The 16,550-nt window shown below is 59.3% G+C and carries 8 protein-coding genes; 4 read left to right on the top strand and 4 right to left on the bottom strand.

Annotated features, from left to right (window positions below):
* The first annotated feature begins 86 nt into the window (after positions 1-86).
* From AC15MQ_RS05965 to AC15MQ_RS05950, 4 genes are read left to right on the top strand one after another with little or no spacing between them, the layout of a single operon-like run.
* Complete coding sequence (locus AC15MQ_RS05965) at positions 87-3,074, top strand: SNF2-related protein (protein ID WP_483079631.1); 2,988 nt, start codon at positions 87-89, stop codon at positions 3,072-3,074.
* A gap of 14 nt (positions 3,075-3,088) precedes the next feature.
* Positions 3,089-4,816, top strand: a complete 1,728-nt coding sequence (locus AC15MQ_RS05960) for a hypothetical protein (RefSeq protein WP_483079630.1) — start codon at positions 3,089-3,091, stop codon at positions 4,814-4,816.
* A 44-nt stretch (positions 4,817-4,860) separates the two neighbouring features.
* A complete protein-coding gene (locus AC15MQ_RS05955) occupies positions 4,861-11,265 on the top strand; it encodes a DEAD/DEAH box helicase (RefSeq protein WP_483079629.1) in 6,405 nt (2,134 codons plus the stop codon).
* Positions 11,262-13,349: a UvrD-helicase domain-containing protein gene (locus AC15MQ_RS05950; protein ID WP_483079628.1), complete on the top strand. Its 2,088-nt coding sequence runs from the start codon at positions 11,262-11,264 to the stop codon at positions 13,347-13,349. Before AC15MQ_RS05955 ends, AC15MQ_RS05950 begins: the two co-directional genes overlap by 4 nt.
* Before the next feature lie 54 nt (positions 13,350-13,403).
* Here the strand turns inward: AC15MQ_RS05950 and AC15MQ_RS05945 are convergent, their stop codons facing one another.
* From AC15MQ_RS05945 to AC15MQ_RS05930, 4 genes are all read right to left on the bottom strand, one after another.
* Positions 13,404-13,625, bottom strand: a complete 222-nt coding sequence (locus tag AC15MQ_RS05945; RefSeq protein WP_483079627.1) for a helix-turn-helix domain-containing protein — start codon at positions 13,623-13,625, stop codon at positions 13,404-13,406.
* Positions 13,626-13,690: 65 nt separating this feature from the next.
* Complete coding sequence (locus tag AC15MQ_RS05940) at positions 13,691-13,963, bottom strand: hypothetical protein (RefSeq protein ID WP_483079626.1); 273 nt, start codon at positions 13,961-13,963, stop codon at positions 13,691-13,693.
* Positions 13,956-16,244, bottom strand: coding sequence for a YfjI family protein (locus tag AC15MQ_RS05935; RefSeq protein WP_483079625.1), 2,289 nt, complete (start codon positions 16,242-16,244; stop codon positions 13,956-13,958). The genes AC15MQ_RS05940 and AC15MQ_RS05935 overlap by 8 nt, the downstream gene beginning before the upstream one ends.
* A complete protein-coding gene (locus AC15MQ_RS05930) occupies positions 16,241-16,549 on the bottom strand; it encodes a CHC2 zinc finger domain-containing protein (protein WP_483079624.1) in 309 nt (102 codons plus the stop codon). Before AC15MQ_RS05930 ends, AC15MQ_RS05935 begins: the two co-directional genes overlap by 4 nt.
* Position 16,550: the final 1 nt, after the last annotated feature.

Raw genomic sequence — 16,550 nt, 5'->3', positions numbered from 1 at the left:
GAACTGGGGTGACATCGGGCCAAGTGCGCCAGAGAGGTGCAATTGCCTATCTGGGGGTGCGTTGGCAGGATGGGACTCAGGATTACGTGGCTGAAGATCAGCTTGAAGAATTGCATGCCATTGCTTCCAAGGATCGCTTCGAGTTGATCGAACTTGGTAAGTACGGTCGTTCTGGCGACTTGCGCCGTAGCCTGACCCATGTGCACCTGTCCGGGCGTCTGGCGAACCTCGTTTATTCGATGGGGGTCACGAATACGGACTTCTACGCTCATCAATACAAACCACTCCTGACTTTGTTGGAGTCTCCGGCTGACGGACTGTTGATTGCCGACGAAGTGGGTTTGGGTAAGACGATTGAGGCGGGAATTATCTGGACCGAACTTCGAGCACGTGAGGACATGCGTCGCCTGCTGATCGTTTGCCCGGCAGTGTTACGTGAGAAATGGCGTGATGAGTTGAAGCTTCGTTTTGGCATAGATGCCTCTATTGTTGATGCGGCCACGCTTGTGGCTGAGCTTAAACACTCATCCAGTATGGGCGCTCCGAAAGCCTGGATAGCGAGCTATCAGACTCTGCGGCCGCCCAAAAGCTGGCGCCCGAGTGATACGCCGCCACCGAAGAAAGCCTCTGGTCGCGTGCGGCTGGCGCATTTGTTGGACGAGCATGCCGAAGAAGAACCTATGGTGGATCTCGTTGTTTTTGACGAAGCCCATTACATGCGTAATCCAGAGAGTTCAGTGCATCGTCTGGGTGAAATGCTTCAGAAGGTTTCGCAGCAGCGGGTGCTTCTATCGGCGACGCCGATAAATCTACATAACGACGACCTGTTCCATCTGTTGCAGTTATGCGACCCAGAGCACTTTCAGTACCCATCAAGTTTTCAGGAGCTACTACTGGCGAATCAGCCATTGGTTTCAGCCCGAGATGCTGCGCTCAATCCTGCCTCAAGCGCAGAAGATATTCTGATTTATGTGAAAAGGGCAGCTGATACAGATTTGCTACGTAACTCTCGTCAACTGGCGGCCTTGCTCGAAGATCCTCCGACGGATGAAGATCTAGCCAGGCTGGAATTCCGGGCTGAGCTGGCAGCTAGCCTGGAACGAATCAATTTACTGGGCCACGTGATCACCCGAACCCGCAAACGGGATGTTCAAATGGAGCGTCCTCGGCGAGAGGTGCATCCTGAGAAGGTGCCCATGACGGATGCGGAGCGTGCTTTCTATGAATACGTAACCGAAGTTACGCGTGAGTATGCATGGCGGCGAGGAATTTCCGACGGATTTCTTCTGGCAACGCCTCAGCGGCAGGTGTGCAGCTGCCCTGCTGCATTTGCTCGCGCGTGGTTAGGTAATGATGATTCTCTAGTCGAGGATATGGCAGAGCAAGTTTCCGAGGAGTATGAGGAGAATGATGATGAAGGAGAACTAGCGAATATAAGTGAGTCCCTCAAGGAGTTCTTGCTGGCACATCGTCCGCGGAATCTGAATGCAGCCGAACTGGAGCAGTCTGATTCGAAGTTGCAGCGCCTGGTGACGGTTCTGAAGGAGTTTTTTTTGGACAATCCGGACGAAAAGGTGATTTTGTTCACCTCGTTCCGCGTCACTGCAAAATATTTGAGTGAGCGCCTAAAGACTCTCGGTATGCCAAGCCTCTTGTTATGGGGGGGCATGTCGGAGTCCAAACAGGATTTGATCAACGAATTTCGTGACCGTCCGGACCTTCGTGTTCTGGTTTCTACCGAGGTGGCATCGGAAGGTGTCGACTTGCAGTTCAGTCGCTTGCTGGTCAATTACGATCTGCCATGGAACCCGATGCGAGTGGAACAGCGCATCGGCCGTATTGATCGTCTTGGGCAAAAGGCGCAGGTCATTCATATCTGGAATCTGTTCTATCAGGAAACCATCGATGAACGTATTTTCGGACGGTTGCTGACCCGGCTAAAGGTGTTCGAGCAGGCATTGGGCGAGCCAGAGCCTATCATTGGAGAGACTATTAAGAAACTCGAGTCCAAGTTGCTGACGAGCCGTCTGACCCCTAGTCAGGAGGATGATGAAATTCAACGGGCGGCGCAGGCATTGGAAAACGTGCGTCAGCGGCAAGAAGAGTTGGAAAAGAACGCTTCGCAGATGATGGCGCACGGTGGCCTGGTCCTTGAACGGATAGAAGCGGCCGATGAGCTCTCACGCCGTGTGACCGAGCGGGACCTGACCATTTATGTTCAGGACTTCTTGAATCAGCATGTTGCTGGTCACCGCTTTCAATATCAAGAATCGGATAACACCTTCTTGATCCAGTTGCCCGCAAGTGTGGCAGCGGACCTGGATGACTTCTGCCGTCGAAAGGGAGTAATTGGGCAGACATCGTTGGGAAACGCACTTCCCCGGCAATGTAGATTTGTAAACAAGCTGACTAGTACCAGTAATAAGTCAGTTGAGAGCATTAACCAGTTTCATCCACTCATTCGTTTCATCAGTCAACGACTGAACGAATTGGAAGACGCTTTCTATCCACTGGTATCCGTAAAAGTGTCTGGTCGCGAAACGAGCGTGGGGCCTGGGGACTACGTGTTTGCGTTGAGGCGTTGGACCTTCAGTGGCGTACGAGAAGAGGAGTGGCTGCAATCCGCGGTATGCGAGCTTTCCGCACGGGTGCCTTTTTCTGATGAAGTAGCTGAAAGCCTGATCAATCTTGCACGCACTCACGGGAGCGATTGGATTGAGGCACCTACCTGCGTTTTACCCGACGTAGCGAGTGCTTGTCTTGATGAGCTGGAGAAGCACCTTGAAGACTCCTATCAGCGAGCAAAGAAGCGCAAGCAAGATGAGAATGCTGACAGACTCATGTTCCAGTTGCATGGCATTGATCAGCACATGGCCCAGCGACTTCAAACACTTGAGAGCGTTCAAGCGCAGCACGCCTTGCGTGGTCGGAGTTCGCTTGTAAAAGCCACTCAGGGGCGAATTGCGAAGCTACGGGCACGTATGGGACTCAAAAGAGCACAGATCCAGAGGCAAGAGAGTCTGCAGCCAGACGATGCACCAGTGTGCGTGGGTCTGATTCGTGTCGAGAAATAGTAGAGATGGAATCTATGAGCGACTGGAAAAGCACGCTAAAAGCACTGAAAAAAGAAATGTTTGGAGCTAAAGGCGAAGGCGATCAGCCGAAGAAAGTGCCAAGGATCGGGGCGTCTTCGCTTGCGCTGAAGCCGAAACATAAGCCGTTTGTTGCTCGGGTGCCATCTTCAGAATTAAGAGATACCGAAGCAGCAGTTGCGTTTTCCAAATCTACTCAACCATTGACGAAGCCAAAAATAAACTTGCAACGGCCGGTGGCTCCGCAGTTTGTGGTCCCAAACGTTCCAAAGCCCCTCACGCGACAGCAAGCTCATCAAGATAAGACGCCTCTGGTTCGACCACCCCCCTCAAGACCAAGTGCGGTGCCAACTACATTCCAAATTCATTCGGGCGAGAGTTTAACGAGACAGGCAAATTTCAAAATTCCGGAAGCATGGGTCGCTGAAGGAAGTCGCACTCAGTCACCAACACAAAGTCAGTCTGACGGCGCTATTGACGTCTTCATTGGTCTTGATTTCGGCACGTCATATACGAAGGCTGCAGTTGGGTTGAAGGATCAGATTTTTGTAGTTGATTGGCATGGCGTATCAGCAGGTGCGGATCGATATTTGCTTCCAAGCGAATACTCCATCTTGGCCGACGGTTCGTGCCAGCTTGGACAAGCGCCTGATGTGACATTTGATCAAGTCCGCCAACGTCTCAAGCATCCACTCATAGATGTGCCCGTTTCCTCCGCTTCCCTTGGCAAGGCCGCTGTATTCTTAGCTTTAGTCTTGCGCTATGTCCGAGCATGGGTGTTTTTTCATCAGGGCGACAAGATAGGACGGAGTGCGATTCGATGGATGTTGAACATCGGTGCGCCCAGTAATGGGCTCGAGATTGAAGGACAGCGCCGGGCCTATCTGAAAATGTGCTCGTCGGCCTGGTCGATGAGCGCCTCTGAGTCCGGGCCGTCTGCTGCTCAGGCAGGTGATCTGATCAGTGCGTGGCTGCCTGACGTCCTGCCCAAGGATTTGATTGGCCTTGATGTACTACCGGAGTTTGTTGCTCAGATTGCTGGCTATGTTCAGTCTTCGCAGCGTCAGCGCGGTTTGCATGCTTTGGTTGATGTTGGTGGAGGAACCTTGGATGTCGTGACATTTATTGTTCACGAGCGAGACGGGGAAGACGTTTTTCCGTTCTTGGTTCCCGAGATTAGACCATTAGGCACACAGATGCTTTATCAAAACCGACTTGTTGAAGCTCCGGGTTGCGAGAATGCGAAGCTCCCCGACGAATTGCAGCCAGTATTGGATTCTTCCGAGTATGCCCAGTGCACTGGTTTGCCAGTGGATCATATAGAGCTTCGGGACAAAGTCTTTTGGAGTGAGGTACACAGCACTGTTCATCGCGTTTTTCACCGCACCAAAGCGAAGCGATATCGTTTGTCTGACGCTTGGACGAAGGGGCTCCCGGTGTTTTTGACCGGGGGAGGTGGTTCGCTGGATGGCTACGTGAAATCTGTTCGGTCTGGCGGTCGGCACTGCGCGTCGGTGATGAATTTGATGCTGCTCCCGAAACACCCAAAGCTTGCTGAGTTCTCAGGAACCACAAGCAATTACCAACGGGTATCAGTCGCTTGCGGGCTTGCTCAAGATGCATTCTCGCTTGGACAGCTGATTCCAGCTGGACAAGTCGAAGACGATGCTGTCGTAGACCGTGTAGCTGTTCGACCTGATCGGGATGAGCTTTATGCCCGTTGATTTCTAATCCCGGATATTTCATAACCCTCATTGCCTGATATCGCATGCTTCCGTCCCTCCTTGCCCGCGAAATACAGAATGGTCTGAAGCACTTCCTGACGACCGGATTCGAGCCATCGGACCCCCTCTTCGCCGGCGTCATGCAGCGCTTCACCGACGACGAGGGTCGCTGGCTGAAAGGCCCCTATGTCCAGATTGGCCTGCCGTTCCGGACCGGGCAACGGGGAAGGACGTTTTTCGGGAGTTTCGAGACGGAGCATCCCGGACACGTTCATCAGGAAGCGGCATGGCAGCGACTGGCCAGTCAGCTTGGTGCCGCCGGGACGCTGGTCGCCACCGGCACCGGCAGCGGCAAGACCGAGTGTTTTCTGTACCCGCTGCTCGATCACTGCGCGCGCGCCAGTAGTGACGGCGCTGCGGGTATCAAGGCGCTGGTGATCTACCCCATGAACGCACTGGCGACCGACCAGGCGCGGCGTTTTGCGCAGGTGATTGCCCGCACACCGGGTTTCAGGGGGCTGCGGGTGGGGCTGTTTGTCGGCGGGCGCTCGGGCAGGGATGGCCAGGGCCTGATGGCGATGACCGCGACCAGCGTGATCACCGACCGGGAGACATTGCGCAAGGACCCGCCCGACATCCTGCTGACCAACTACAAGATGCTCGACTACCTGCTGATTCGCCCCAAGGATCGGCTGCTCTGGGCGAAGAACACGGCCGAGACCCTGCGCTATGTCGTGGTCGATGAACTGCACACCTTCGACGGTGCCCAGGGGACCGACCTGGCCTTGCTGTTGCGCCGCCTGCGTGCGCGCCTGAAAACCCCCGCCGGGCATCTGATCTGCGCCGGGACTTCGGCGACGCTGGGCGGCAACTCGGACACCGCGCCCTTGCGCGAATACGCCCGGCAAATTTTCGGGGTGGATTTCCCGCCCGAGTCGGTGGTGACGGAAAATCGCCTGGACGAGATCGAGTTCCTCGGAAACAGCGTCATCGAGCATGTGCTCTATCCGCGCCCCGACTTTGAAGCGCTGCTCGATGCCGATCGCTATCTATCGCCGGCGGCGGCGGTTGAGGCCTGGTTCCGCCTGTTCTTCCCCGGCGTAGCGCCGCCGGTCGACGTCAACGACCTCGCCTGGCGCAGCGCACTCGGGGCAGCGCTCAAGAAACATCTGCTGTTTATCAACCTGCTGAAGCTGATCAGGGGCCGGATCGTCTCGCTGAGCGAGTTGCAGGAGCAGATGCAGGGCCCCCTGCCCGAGGCGGCGCGACCGTACATCGCCAGGGTACTCGATGCCTTGCTGGTGCTCGTCGCCTGGGCTCGGGATCCCGCCGGCCAACCGCTGGTCACCCTGCGCGTGCAGTTGTGGATGCGCGAGTTGCGGCGCATGGTCACGCAGCTTCGCAGTGACCCGAATACGATCGAGTTGCGCGCCGAAAGCGACGTCAGGCGCGAGCCGGGCAAGCTCTATCTGCCGCTGCTGCAATGTGCAGATTGCCATACCACCGGCTGGCTGAGCCGTCTGCCGAGTGGCCAGTCACGGCTGTCGACCGATCTTGACGAGATTTACAACACATGGTTCTCCGGGCAGCCGGAGGCCCTGCGCCTGTATTCCGCGGCGGGCCTGAGCCGGCCGCTGTGCGACGGCATGATGCAGCGCGTTTGTACGCAGTGCGGCCATCTGCAGAGCGGCACAGGGGAATGCGCCGCCTGCGGACACGGCGACCTGATCGATGTTTTCCGGGTGACGGCGAGCCGGACGACTACGACGAATGCGGGCGTTTCGCATACCTGGCACGATCCGGCGTGTCCGGCCTGCGGCAGCAAGTTCAGACAACTCCTGCTCGGTGCGCGCAACGCGACGCTGGGTGCGGTGACGATCGAGCAGACCTGGGCCAGCCCGTTCAATGACGACAAGAAGCTCATAGCGTTTTCTGATTCGGTGCAGGATGCGGCGCATCGGGCCGGCTTCTTCACCGCGCGCACCTACCTCAATACGGTGCGGACGGGTCTTGCGCAGGTCATCGACCAGATTGCGACGCCGCAGTGTTCCTGGACCACCTTTCTCGAAAAGTCGGCCAACCTGTGGCACGAGAAGGACTCGCCACTGGCGATGCCGGTGGAGCGATTCGTTTCGGAGTTCATCGGTCCGAACATGATGTGGCAGCGCGATTGGGCGGTATCGATGCAGGCGCATGACCACTTGCCAAAAGACAGCCATCTGCCGGAGCGGGTCAGGAAGCGTCTGCGCTGGCAGGCCTTTGCTGAATTCACCTACCTCAGTCGGCGTGGACGCAATCTGGACGCGATTGGCAAGGCCACGCTGGCGCCCCGCCTTGAAGATATCGAGCGGGCAGCCGATGTGCTGTTACCCGTTCTGCAGGAATCCTTTGGCATTCGCCATGCCGTCCGGCGGACCGTCGTGCACTGGCTGTGGGGCTTTGTCTGCCACTTGCGACAGCGTGGCGCGGTGGGCATGCCGGAGTTGATGGCCTATGCGCGTGACGGCAATGTTTTCGCCTTTACGCGCACGCAGGGACGTGGCGAGTGGCTGCCTGGCATGGGCGAGCGCACGCCGCGCCCGGTTTTCCTGTCGCTGGGGCGCGCGCGCGGATTTGACCATTTGGTGAATCCGCACGCGCCGACCTTCTTTCAGACCTGGCTGTTGGCTACCCTGGGTGCGGAGGGACTGCTGCCCGGCAAGGCAGAGGAGGCCATCTACGCGCGGGCGATCGAGGCCCTGGTTCAGGAAGGCGTCGTGTTGCGTATCGAGGCGCAACCGTTTGATGTGATTGCCCTGAATCCGGCGGCACTGGTGATTGAAACCCGGTTGCAGCGACTGGTTTCCGCGCAGGGAAAGCGTGCGCTGACCGTTCCCGCCGATGCTGCTGCGGCCCTGCTGGGAATGCCCTGCCTGGATGCCTCGCAGGAAACCTATGCCGAGCGCGACGACGCTGGCGGCTGGCTGGCCAGACGCTTCAGTCGCGGCGACTTGCGGCGGGTGTTTTCTGCAGAACATACCGGCCTGCTGCAAAGGGATCAGCGTGAGGCTCTGGAACTTCGCTTCAAGGACAAGAACCCGCGCCCCTGGTACGAGAATCTGTTGTCGGCAACGCCCACCCTCGAGATGGGGGTCGATATCGGCGATCTTTCGTCGGTATTGCTCTGTTCCGTCCCGCCGAATCAGGCCAGCTACTTGCAGCGCATTGGACGCGCCGGGCGACGCGATGGCAATGCCTTCACGGCCACCCTGGCCGATGGCGCGAGTCCGCACGACCTGTATTTCTTTGCCGACACCGACGAGATGTTGCAGGGCGAGGTGGTGCCGCCGGGCATCTTCCTGAAGGCTGCCGAAGTGCTGCGCCGGCAGATGTTCGCTTTTTGTCTCGATGACTGGGTCGGATCCGGCATTCCCGACACGGCGCTGCCGGACAAGACCCAGGATGCGCTCAATGCGCGCGACAGTCTGGATCAGACGCGTTTTCCCTACACCTTCCTGGAGTACATCCTCGCGCACGAAGAGCGCTTGCTGAGTGCCTTCATGGCGTTGTTGGGAGCAGACCTCGATGACCGGGTCGCGGGTCGCCTGCGCGGATTCATGCAGGGAAACGAGGAAGACGATGCTCTACGCCTTCGCCTGAGCAAGCTCATTGAGGATCTGGCCAAGGAACGTAAGACGCACCGTGATCGCGGGGTATCCATCAGGAAGCAGATTAAGGGACTCAAGGCGCGTCCGCAGGATGAGGCCACTCGCGAAGAGATTGACCATCTCGAACGCGAGCGGCAGAAAGCCTTGGAGTTGGTCAGGGAGATCAATCAGCGTGATCTGCTGAACACCCTTACCGATGCGGGGATGATCCCGAATTACGCTTTCCCGGAAGCCGGGGTTGAGTTGAAGTCGCTGCTTTGGCGGAAAAAAGGCAGCGATGATCCGGAAGGCTCCACGACCTACATTTCGTTGCCTGCTGAGCGCTATGAACGACCGGCGCAATCGGCACTCTCGGAATTCGCACCGGAAAACGTGTTCTATGCCAACCAGCGCCGGGTCGAGATCGACCAGATCAACGTCAGCCTGTCGTCGCTCGAACGCTGGCGCATGTGCCCGACCTGCCAGCACATGGAGAATCTCGAGATCCATGCGGACAGCCATGCATCCTGCCCGCGTTGCGGCGACCCGATGTGGGCCAATATTTCGCAGCAGCGCCAGTTGCTTCGTTTCAAGCAGGCGATTGCCAACAGCAACGATACGGAAGTGCGAATTGACGACAGCGCTGAAGATCGCGAGCCGAAATTCTATGTGCGCCAGATGCTGGCTGATTTCGAGACCAGCGATATCAGGGAAGCGTATCGGCTGGCGGCGCCGGACATGCCTTTTGGTTTCGAGTTCATTGAGCGGGTGGTCTTCAGGGACGTGAATTTTGGCGAACCCACGAAACCCGGTGAGTGCTACGCCGTCGCCGGGCAACAGAAGGCGCGCCCGGGGTTTAAGCTCTGCAAGCATTGTGGACAGATCCAGCGGGCGCCGCGCAATGCGCGTGAACGTGAGCTTGTTCAGTTCCACGCTTTTGACTGCGAGAAGCGGGGTAGTGATGATCCGGAAAACATCATCGACTGCCTTTACCTGTATCGTGAGTTCTCGTCGGAAGCCTTGCGGATTCTCGTACCCTACACCAGTTCGGGGGTCGATGAAGCCTCTGTTCAGTCCTTCATGGCAGCCATACGGATTGGTCTCAAGAAGCGATTTGGCGGCAAAGTCGATCACCTGAGGATGGTGACGCAAGAGGAGAAGGGCCAGGACGGCGCCGCGAATCGGCAGTATGTGATGCTTTATGACTCGGTGCCGGGCGGGACGGGCTACCTGCATGAACTGCTCGCCAATGAAGCGCAAGCGCTGGTCGAGTTGCTGCGCCTGGCGCTGACTCACTTGTGCGCCTGTTCCTGCAACGCGGATGCCGAGAAGGACGGCTGCTACCGATGCGTCTATCAGTACCGTCTGGGGCGTGCGATGGCGCTGGTCTCGCGCGATCGGGCGCGATTGCTGTTGGAGCAGTTGGTCGAAAACCTGGGACAACTGGAGCGCGTTGCCTCGGTTGCCGACATTTACATCAATCCCAACTTTGACTCGGAGCTTGAGGCGCGCTTCATCGAGAGCCTGCGCCGCCTGAGCGGGGTGGGCGGATTGCCGTTCGTGAAGCTGGTACAGGACATTGTTCAGGGGAAATCCGGCTATTTGCTCGAGGTCGGCGAGCAGCGCTATTGGGTCGAGCCGCAGGTCGATCTGGCTGCCAACGAGGGGATCAAGGCGGCGTGTCGGCCAGACTTTGTGCTCTGGCCGACGCAGACCAAATCGCCGAGGCGGCCGATCGCCATCTTCTGTGACGGCTGGGCCCACCATCAGGCCTCGACCCGGGAGGATGCCCACAAGCGCAGCGCCCTGGTGGCGAGCGGCCGATTCTGGGTCTGGTCGCTGACCTGGGACGATGTCCAGGCCGCGATGGACGGGACGCTGGATACTAACCTGGCGGACTGCCTGGAAGCGATGTGCTGCAACGAAGCCCTGCCGCCGCCGCTTCGCTCGCTGCTCGACGACGACCTATGGACGCGGCATGCCGTGGCGGTCCTGCTGCAGTGGTTGGGCAAGCCACCGGGAGAGGGAGGGGATCAACAGGCCGGTAAAATGGCCCGTCACGCCGGTGCCACCGCGTTCCGCATGATCCCCCACCCGCAAAGCGCTCTTCTGGAAGATGCGCGAAACCAGTTGCTGAGCTTCTGGAACGGGCCGCATAACCTGCCTTGTGAGCACCCCGCCCGGAGCGTTCCCTGTGGCAATGTGAATGATCCTTCCTTGCGACTGCGCTATTGGTGGCCAGGTGAGCTGGCGAATTTGTCGGTTGCCATTCCGGTCAGCCCGGGGTTCGTCCTCTTCAACGATGCGCATCTGCACGATGAACCTGAGCGGCATCTGGTCTGGCGGCGCTGGTTATGGCTGTTCAACATCTTCCAGATGCTGCCGGGTTTTCTGCTCGCCACACAAGAGGGCTTGGAGGCCGGTGACCATTCCGTGTTCGGCTTTGCCAAGGGTGCCAAGGGTGTTTCTCCCGCATCAAGCGCGCACGGGGCAGTGCACGCGGCTGCCTGGGCGGCGGTCATCGAACAGGCGATGAGTTCCCTGGCCGAGGGATTGCAGGTCTTGATGGATGCCGGTTTGTCACCCCCCGATGAGGTGGGTTACGAACTGGAGCAAGCCGGTGACGTGGTCGCCGAAGCCGAACTGGCCTGGGTTGCGCAGAAGCGGGTGCTTTTGATGCCAGCCCAGGTGGAGAGTGCGGCCGTCTGGCAGGTCAACGGATGGCAGACATGGATGGCAGATGGCCAGTGGCCTCAGCAGTTGGTTGCTGCGCTCGGTCATCATGGCGCGCAAGCAAACACACAGCAGGAGAGCCCGGAATGACTTTCAAACCAAAAGTGGCGTTGGCGCAGGATTTCCTGGCGAATCTGGCTACCCTGACCGCCACGGTGCAAGGGAAGGTGCTGCGGTGGGCCTTGCGTTTTCAGAGTGATCCCACCTCCAATGGCATCAATTATGAGCCGATCCATGGCGCCCGTGATGGGAATCTGAAGTCTGTCCGTATCGACCAGGACTGGCGTGGGATTGTCTTCAAACCCCCCGCCGGGGACGTCTATGTGCTGATGTATGTGGGTCACCATGACGATGCCTACCGGTGGGCAGAGGGACGACGTGTCGCGGTGAACCCGACGACCGGTGCGCTACAGGTGTTTGCCGTCGAAAGCCTCATCGAGCCCGCTCTGGAGCAGGCGCGTCTGGCGGCGCCCAGGCCGGCTGTTGAACCGCAAACGCCTCCGATGGAACCGCCGAGGACGGCGATGTTTGCTGCGCTGTCAGATGCGGACCTGCTGAGCATCGGCACGCCGGAGGAGCTCCTGGAGCAAGTCAGATCGATCCACACCGAATTCGAGCTGGATGCCGTGCAAGGTCTGCTGCCGGTTGAGGCCTACGAGGGTTTGTTTCTGATTGCCGCTGGCGATAGCGTGTCCGATGTGCTGATTTCACGGGAAACCCGTGTCGATCGCCCAATCGATACGGAAGACTTCGCCACGGCCATCGAGACGGCGGAGTCGCAATCGCGCTTCGTGGTGGTCGCGGATGAGGCGACGATGGCCGCCATGCTGAACTCGCCACTCTCGCAATGGCGGGTATTCCTGCATCCGACCCAACGCAAACTGGCGCAGGGGGATCGTGGCGGTCCGATGCGGGTACTGGGCGGCGCAGGCACCGGCAAGACAGTTCTGGCGATGCATCGGGCGAAATGGCTTGCCGAGAATCGGGCCACGACCGAGAAAAAGGTTTTCTTCACCACCTTCACGCGCAATCTGGCCGCCGACATTGAGGAAAATCTTAAAACCTTCTGCAGTCCGGGTGTCATGCAGAAGATCGAGGTGAAGAATCTCGACGCTTGGGTGCATGGCTTTCTTCGCCGCTACAAGTACGATCATCAAATCATCTACAACCGCAAGAAAGGGGAAGCAGCGGAAGCCTGGCAACGTGCGCTGACGCTGCAGGAAACCACCCTGGCCTTGCCGCCGGACTTTTATGAGGATGAGCTTGAGCGCGTCGTTCTGGCGCAGGGGATCAACTCGCGTGATGACTATCGCCAGGCCAGGCGGACCGGACGGGGTGTAGTGCTGACGCGAGGCAAGCGCGATGCCATCTGGCCGGTCTTTGAGGAGTACCGGGCGCAACTGGCCAGTCGCAAGCTGAAGGAAGTCGATGACGCCTATCGCGACGCAGCGGCCCTGCTACGGGACAAACCACCAGCGTACTCTGCGGTCATCGTTGATGAAACGCAGGATTTCGGGCCGCAGGCGCTGCGGCTGCTGCGTGCGATGGTGCCGGCAGCGCCCAACGATCTCCTGTTTGTCGGAGATGGTCATCAGCGCATCTACCCCAGGAATCGCGCTTCAATGAGTTCCTCAGGCATCAATATCCGGGGACGGTCGCGCAAGCTGTATCTCAACTATCGCACCACGGAGGAAATCCGTCGCCTGGCGGTGGCCACGCTGGAAGGTTGCGCGGTCGATGATCTCGATGAAGGTTCCGATGAGGTCAAGCGCTACAAGTCGCTCTCACATGGCCCGATCCCCAGAACGCTTGCTTTCCCGCATCTGGAGGACGCTCTCTCCAGCTTGCTTCCGCTGGTTCAGGCAGGCTTGGCCGAAGCACGTTCCGTTTGTGTGATTGTACCCACCAGGCAGGATGCAGTTGCGGTCCAGGGGGCCTTGAAGGCTGGAAAGCTATCGACCACGATCCTTGGTCCGGAGGAGCGTGACAACCCTGATTCCAGGTCGGTGCGCATTTCAACCATGCATCGCGCCAAGGGTCTTGAATTCGATGAGGTGCTCCTGTTGATCCGTCAGGATTGCCGCGGCCTGAAAGCGAGCGGGGATGACCTTCAGCGTCTTCAATACGTGGCCATGACCAGAGCCAGGAAAGTGGTGACGATTGTCCGATATTAGGCCGAGCGGGAACGAAGCCTTCGTTCGTTCGCTTTCGTGTTCGTTCGGCAGAACTCAAAACGACACCGTCAGCGGCCGCATGTAGACGTCGGCCGCTTTCTCGATCTGGGCAAAGCTTGGCGGGGCGCTGCCGCGCTCGATGGCGTCAAGCTTGTCGGGCTTTAGCCCAAGTTTTCCGGCTGCGGCCTCGACCGAATAGCCGGCCGTCTTGCGCGCCCACACGAGAAGACACACGAGAAGATCGGGGTTGATCGGTGCGGCAAGGCTGGCAGCCATTTCGAAATGTCAAGGATGAGTTGAAGCTCATCATTCTGCCTTTGTGCCCTCTTGTCCAGAAGCGTCTAACCCGTGCCGTGGTACCGGACGAACAGGTCGAGAAGGGCAAGTGCGTCGTACTTCCCCTTGGGCACCGCCAGTTGGAACTGCACTAGGCCATCGGCCGTAGGGATGACGAAGCACGGAAACTCGTAGCGGTCCGGGTATCGCCTGTAGTCCGGCTCGGAATCGGCACTCTCCGCCAGATGTGGTTGAAGACGTGCGCCTGCCGACAGTCCCGCGTCTGCCGACGGCGACTCGTCCTGGATCAGCGCCGCGCGTTGCATCCACTCACCCATTGCCAGGGCCTAGGCCGTTTCCGTTCCGTGCTTTCGGATTCACGCGATAGCGCACATGGCCTCGGTGCTGAAAGCCCGCGGCCTGGACTGATTGCAGCAACCAACCGGCCTCCACGAGTTCACCCAGCGCTTCGTCGACGATCTCACGGTCATCAAGCAGGCTCCACTGCTTGCGGTAGACGTCGCGTGCGGTGAAACCATCACCACTGCCCAGGTCGTCAAGCTGACCTTTGCCGATCCGTTCGGCCAGTGCAGCGGCGGCCTGTGATTGCAGGTTGGCGGCCAAACCGTAGATGCGCCGAGCGTGCGCTTCGAGGTAGCTGCACCAGTCAGCGGCACGGGCAGCAGCAGAAAGGCTGACGGGGCCGGCGATTTCTCCGGCGGCAATAGCTTCGGCGCGGTCGACCAGATGGAACAGCAGCGCGAGGCTGGCCATCGTCTTCGGCTGTTTGGAGAGGTATTCGACCATCAGCGGTGCCTCGTCCGGGCTCTCCAGCTTCTCACGGTGTAGGCGCTCATACCACTCGATGAACAGGTTCTGCGCGCCATCATCCGCAAAGCGCAGGCAGGGGGTTTGGTCGTAGAGGCCGGGCGGGGCAACTATCGCGAAATCAGTGCGCGCCAGAGTCTCGATGATGGCAAAGGCGCGCTCGCGGGCCGGGGCATCTGGGTACTCGTCGACGATATGCGTAAACGGCTGCACGTCTGGATACGTCAGCAACTGAAAGCGCTGCATCATGCCGTCGTTTTCGATACGGGCCTGATAAAGGTAGTTGCGAACCTTGTCCGGCTGGGTGCCGCCGAGGATGGACACGCACATGTTGTCGCAGATGACATGTCCGCGCCCGATGCGGTCCAGCGGGAAACTGCCTTGGCCGTTCCATGCTTCGAGGTAAAAGCTGCGATCCTGCTCGCGTCCTTGCTTGTCCCAGCCGCGTAGCAGGCCAACCAGTTCGTCACGGAAGACCAAAATGCCGCGCCGGTTCGTCGAAAGCAAGTCATGCAGCGCCTCAATGGTTGCGTCGTTGGTACGAAAACGCTCTTGCAGGTTGCCGGGGGGCGGCGCGGTCAAATTGGCCATTTCGCGCTTGATCTCGGCCACGCTGCGTGTCGGTGGATTTGGTCGGGGTTGGCGGGATGGCGCCTTGCGCTTGGCTGGCGCAGTGGCGGCGGCGTCGCTGCCTTCTTCGAGGGGCATATTGCCGGTGGTGGCATCGACATAGGCGGCCGCCATGCTGGCAGTGCGCTTGGCGAGCATGTCCGCCTTGACGGCTTCCTTGAGGTCGGCCTCGAGCAGCTTCTGGCGTGCCTTGGTTTCCAGGTCAGCTGCGGCGGCCTTTGCATGCTGGGTGCCGTCGGCGGCTAGCTTCTCCAGACGCCCCAGTGCCTTGACCATTTCCGCTAGGGCCGGGGTCTTTTTCTTTGACGGCGGGCCAATCACGCCGCCCCACAAATTCGGCACGATCAACCAATCATCCTTGCGCTTGGGCTTGATCCCGATGCCAGCGCCGACCACTGCGGCGAGAATGCCGATGGCGCCGACGGCGCAAAAGTCGATAGGGCATTGCATCCTGTACGCCGTATCGGTGATCCAGTCGCGCAATGCATCCGGGATCAACTCAGGGTCAAGCGGCGGCACCTGCAGCAGGGCAATGCGAATTGGCTCGGGCTCTGGCAGCGCGTCGTACTCCGCTTGCTGCGCAGCCGCGATATATGGGGTTGGATCGAGCCATTCGCCGGCCATGTGCTCGAAATGGCCAGCGCCGGGGGGCGCGAAGAACGGCTGTGAGAGTTTTTCGGCGCAGGCGTCCAGTCCTGCCAGCGCCAGCCCAGCGGCAAATTGCCGATAGGTGCCGGGCCAGTCGCGCGCTGGCACGGGCGCCGCGAGTGGCAGCACTACCCGCAGGCGCAGCGCGTCGGGCGTACTGCGTTTGGTGGTGTAGATGGCGCATTCGCAACTTGCCAGCGCCGCGCGGGTTCGCTCGAGATTGGCATCCTTGTCAATGTCTAGCACCAGCGCGGTGATTGCCAGCACGTCGATGTCGCGGCGCGTGCCTTCGGGTTTGAAGTCGGCATAGACCAGCGCCGGTACGGTATCCAGACTTGCCGTGCGGGGGGCCGCCTGCATTTGCGCGAAGCGCTCCACCAGCACGCCCCAGCGTGTTTCCTTCTGCTCGATCTGGTTGGACTTGACGCCACCCTTCTGCACCGCGTATCGCAGTACTCTGTCCAGTGTGTCAGTTTGCTGGTGGGCAGTTGCGTTGATTCTTTCTTCTTTCATCGAGTCGGACTCCAGGCTCCCAGCGCTTTGGCTGCGGCGACAAAGCCGATGCCGTAGCGCGCCATGTGGAAGGCCAGCACGTTATCCCCATGCGCACCACACGCCGGTACCCGACAGCGGAAAGCGCCGGTGTCGAGATTCACCGACAGACTGGGGTGCTGATCGTCGTGGAACGGGCAGCGCGCGGTGGCGCTACGGCCGTGGCCGCGCAGGGATTCCAGTTCGGCAGCGTAGTAGGGGAGTGGATCAGGCAGGCGGGCGCGGTCAAAGGGCGGCCTCAGTGGTTTGCGGATGTATGGATTCATG

It is taken from the genome of Candidatus Accumulibacter propinquus (assembly GCF_056856495.1).
Note: the sequence above shows the minus strand (reverse complement) of the source record. Positions and strands in the feature narration are given on the sequence as shown.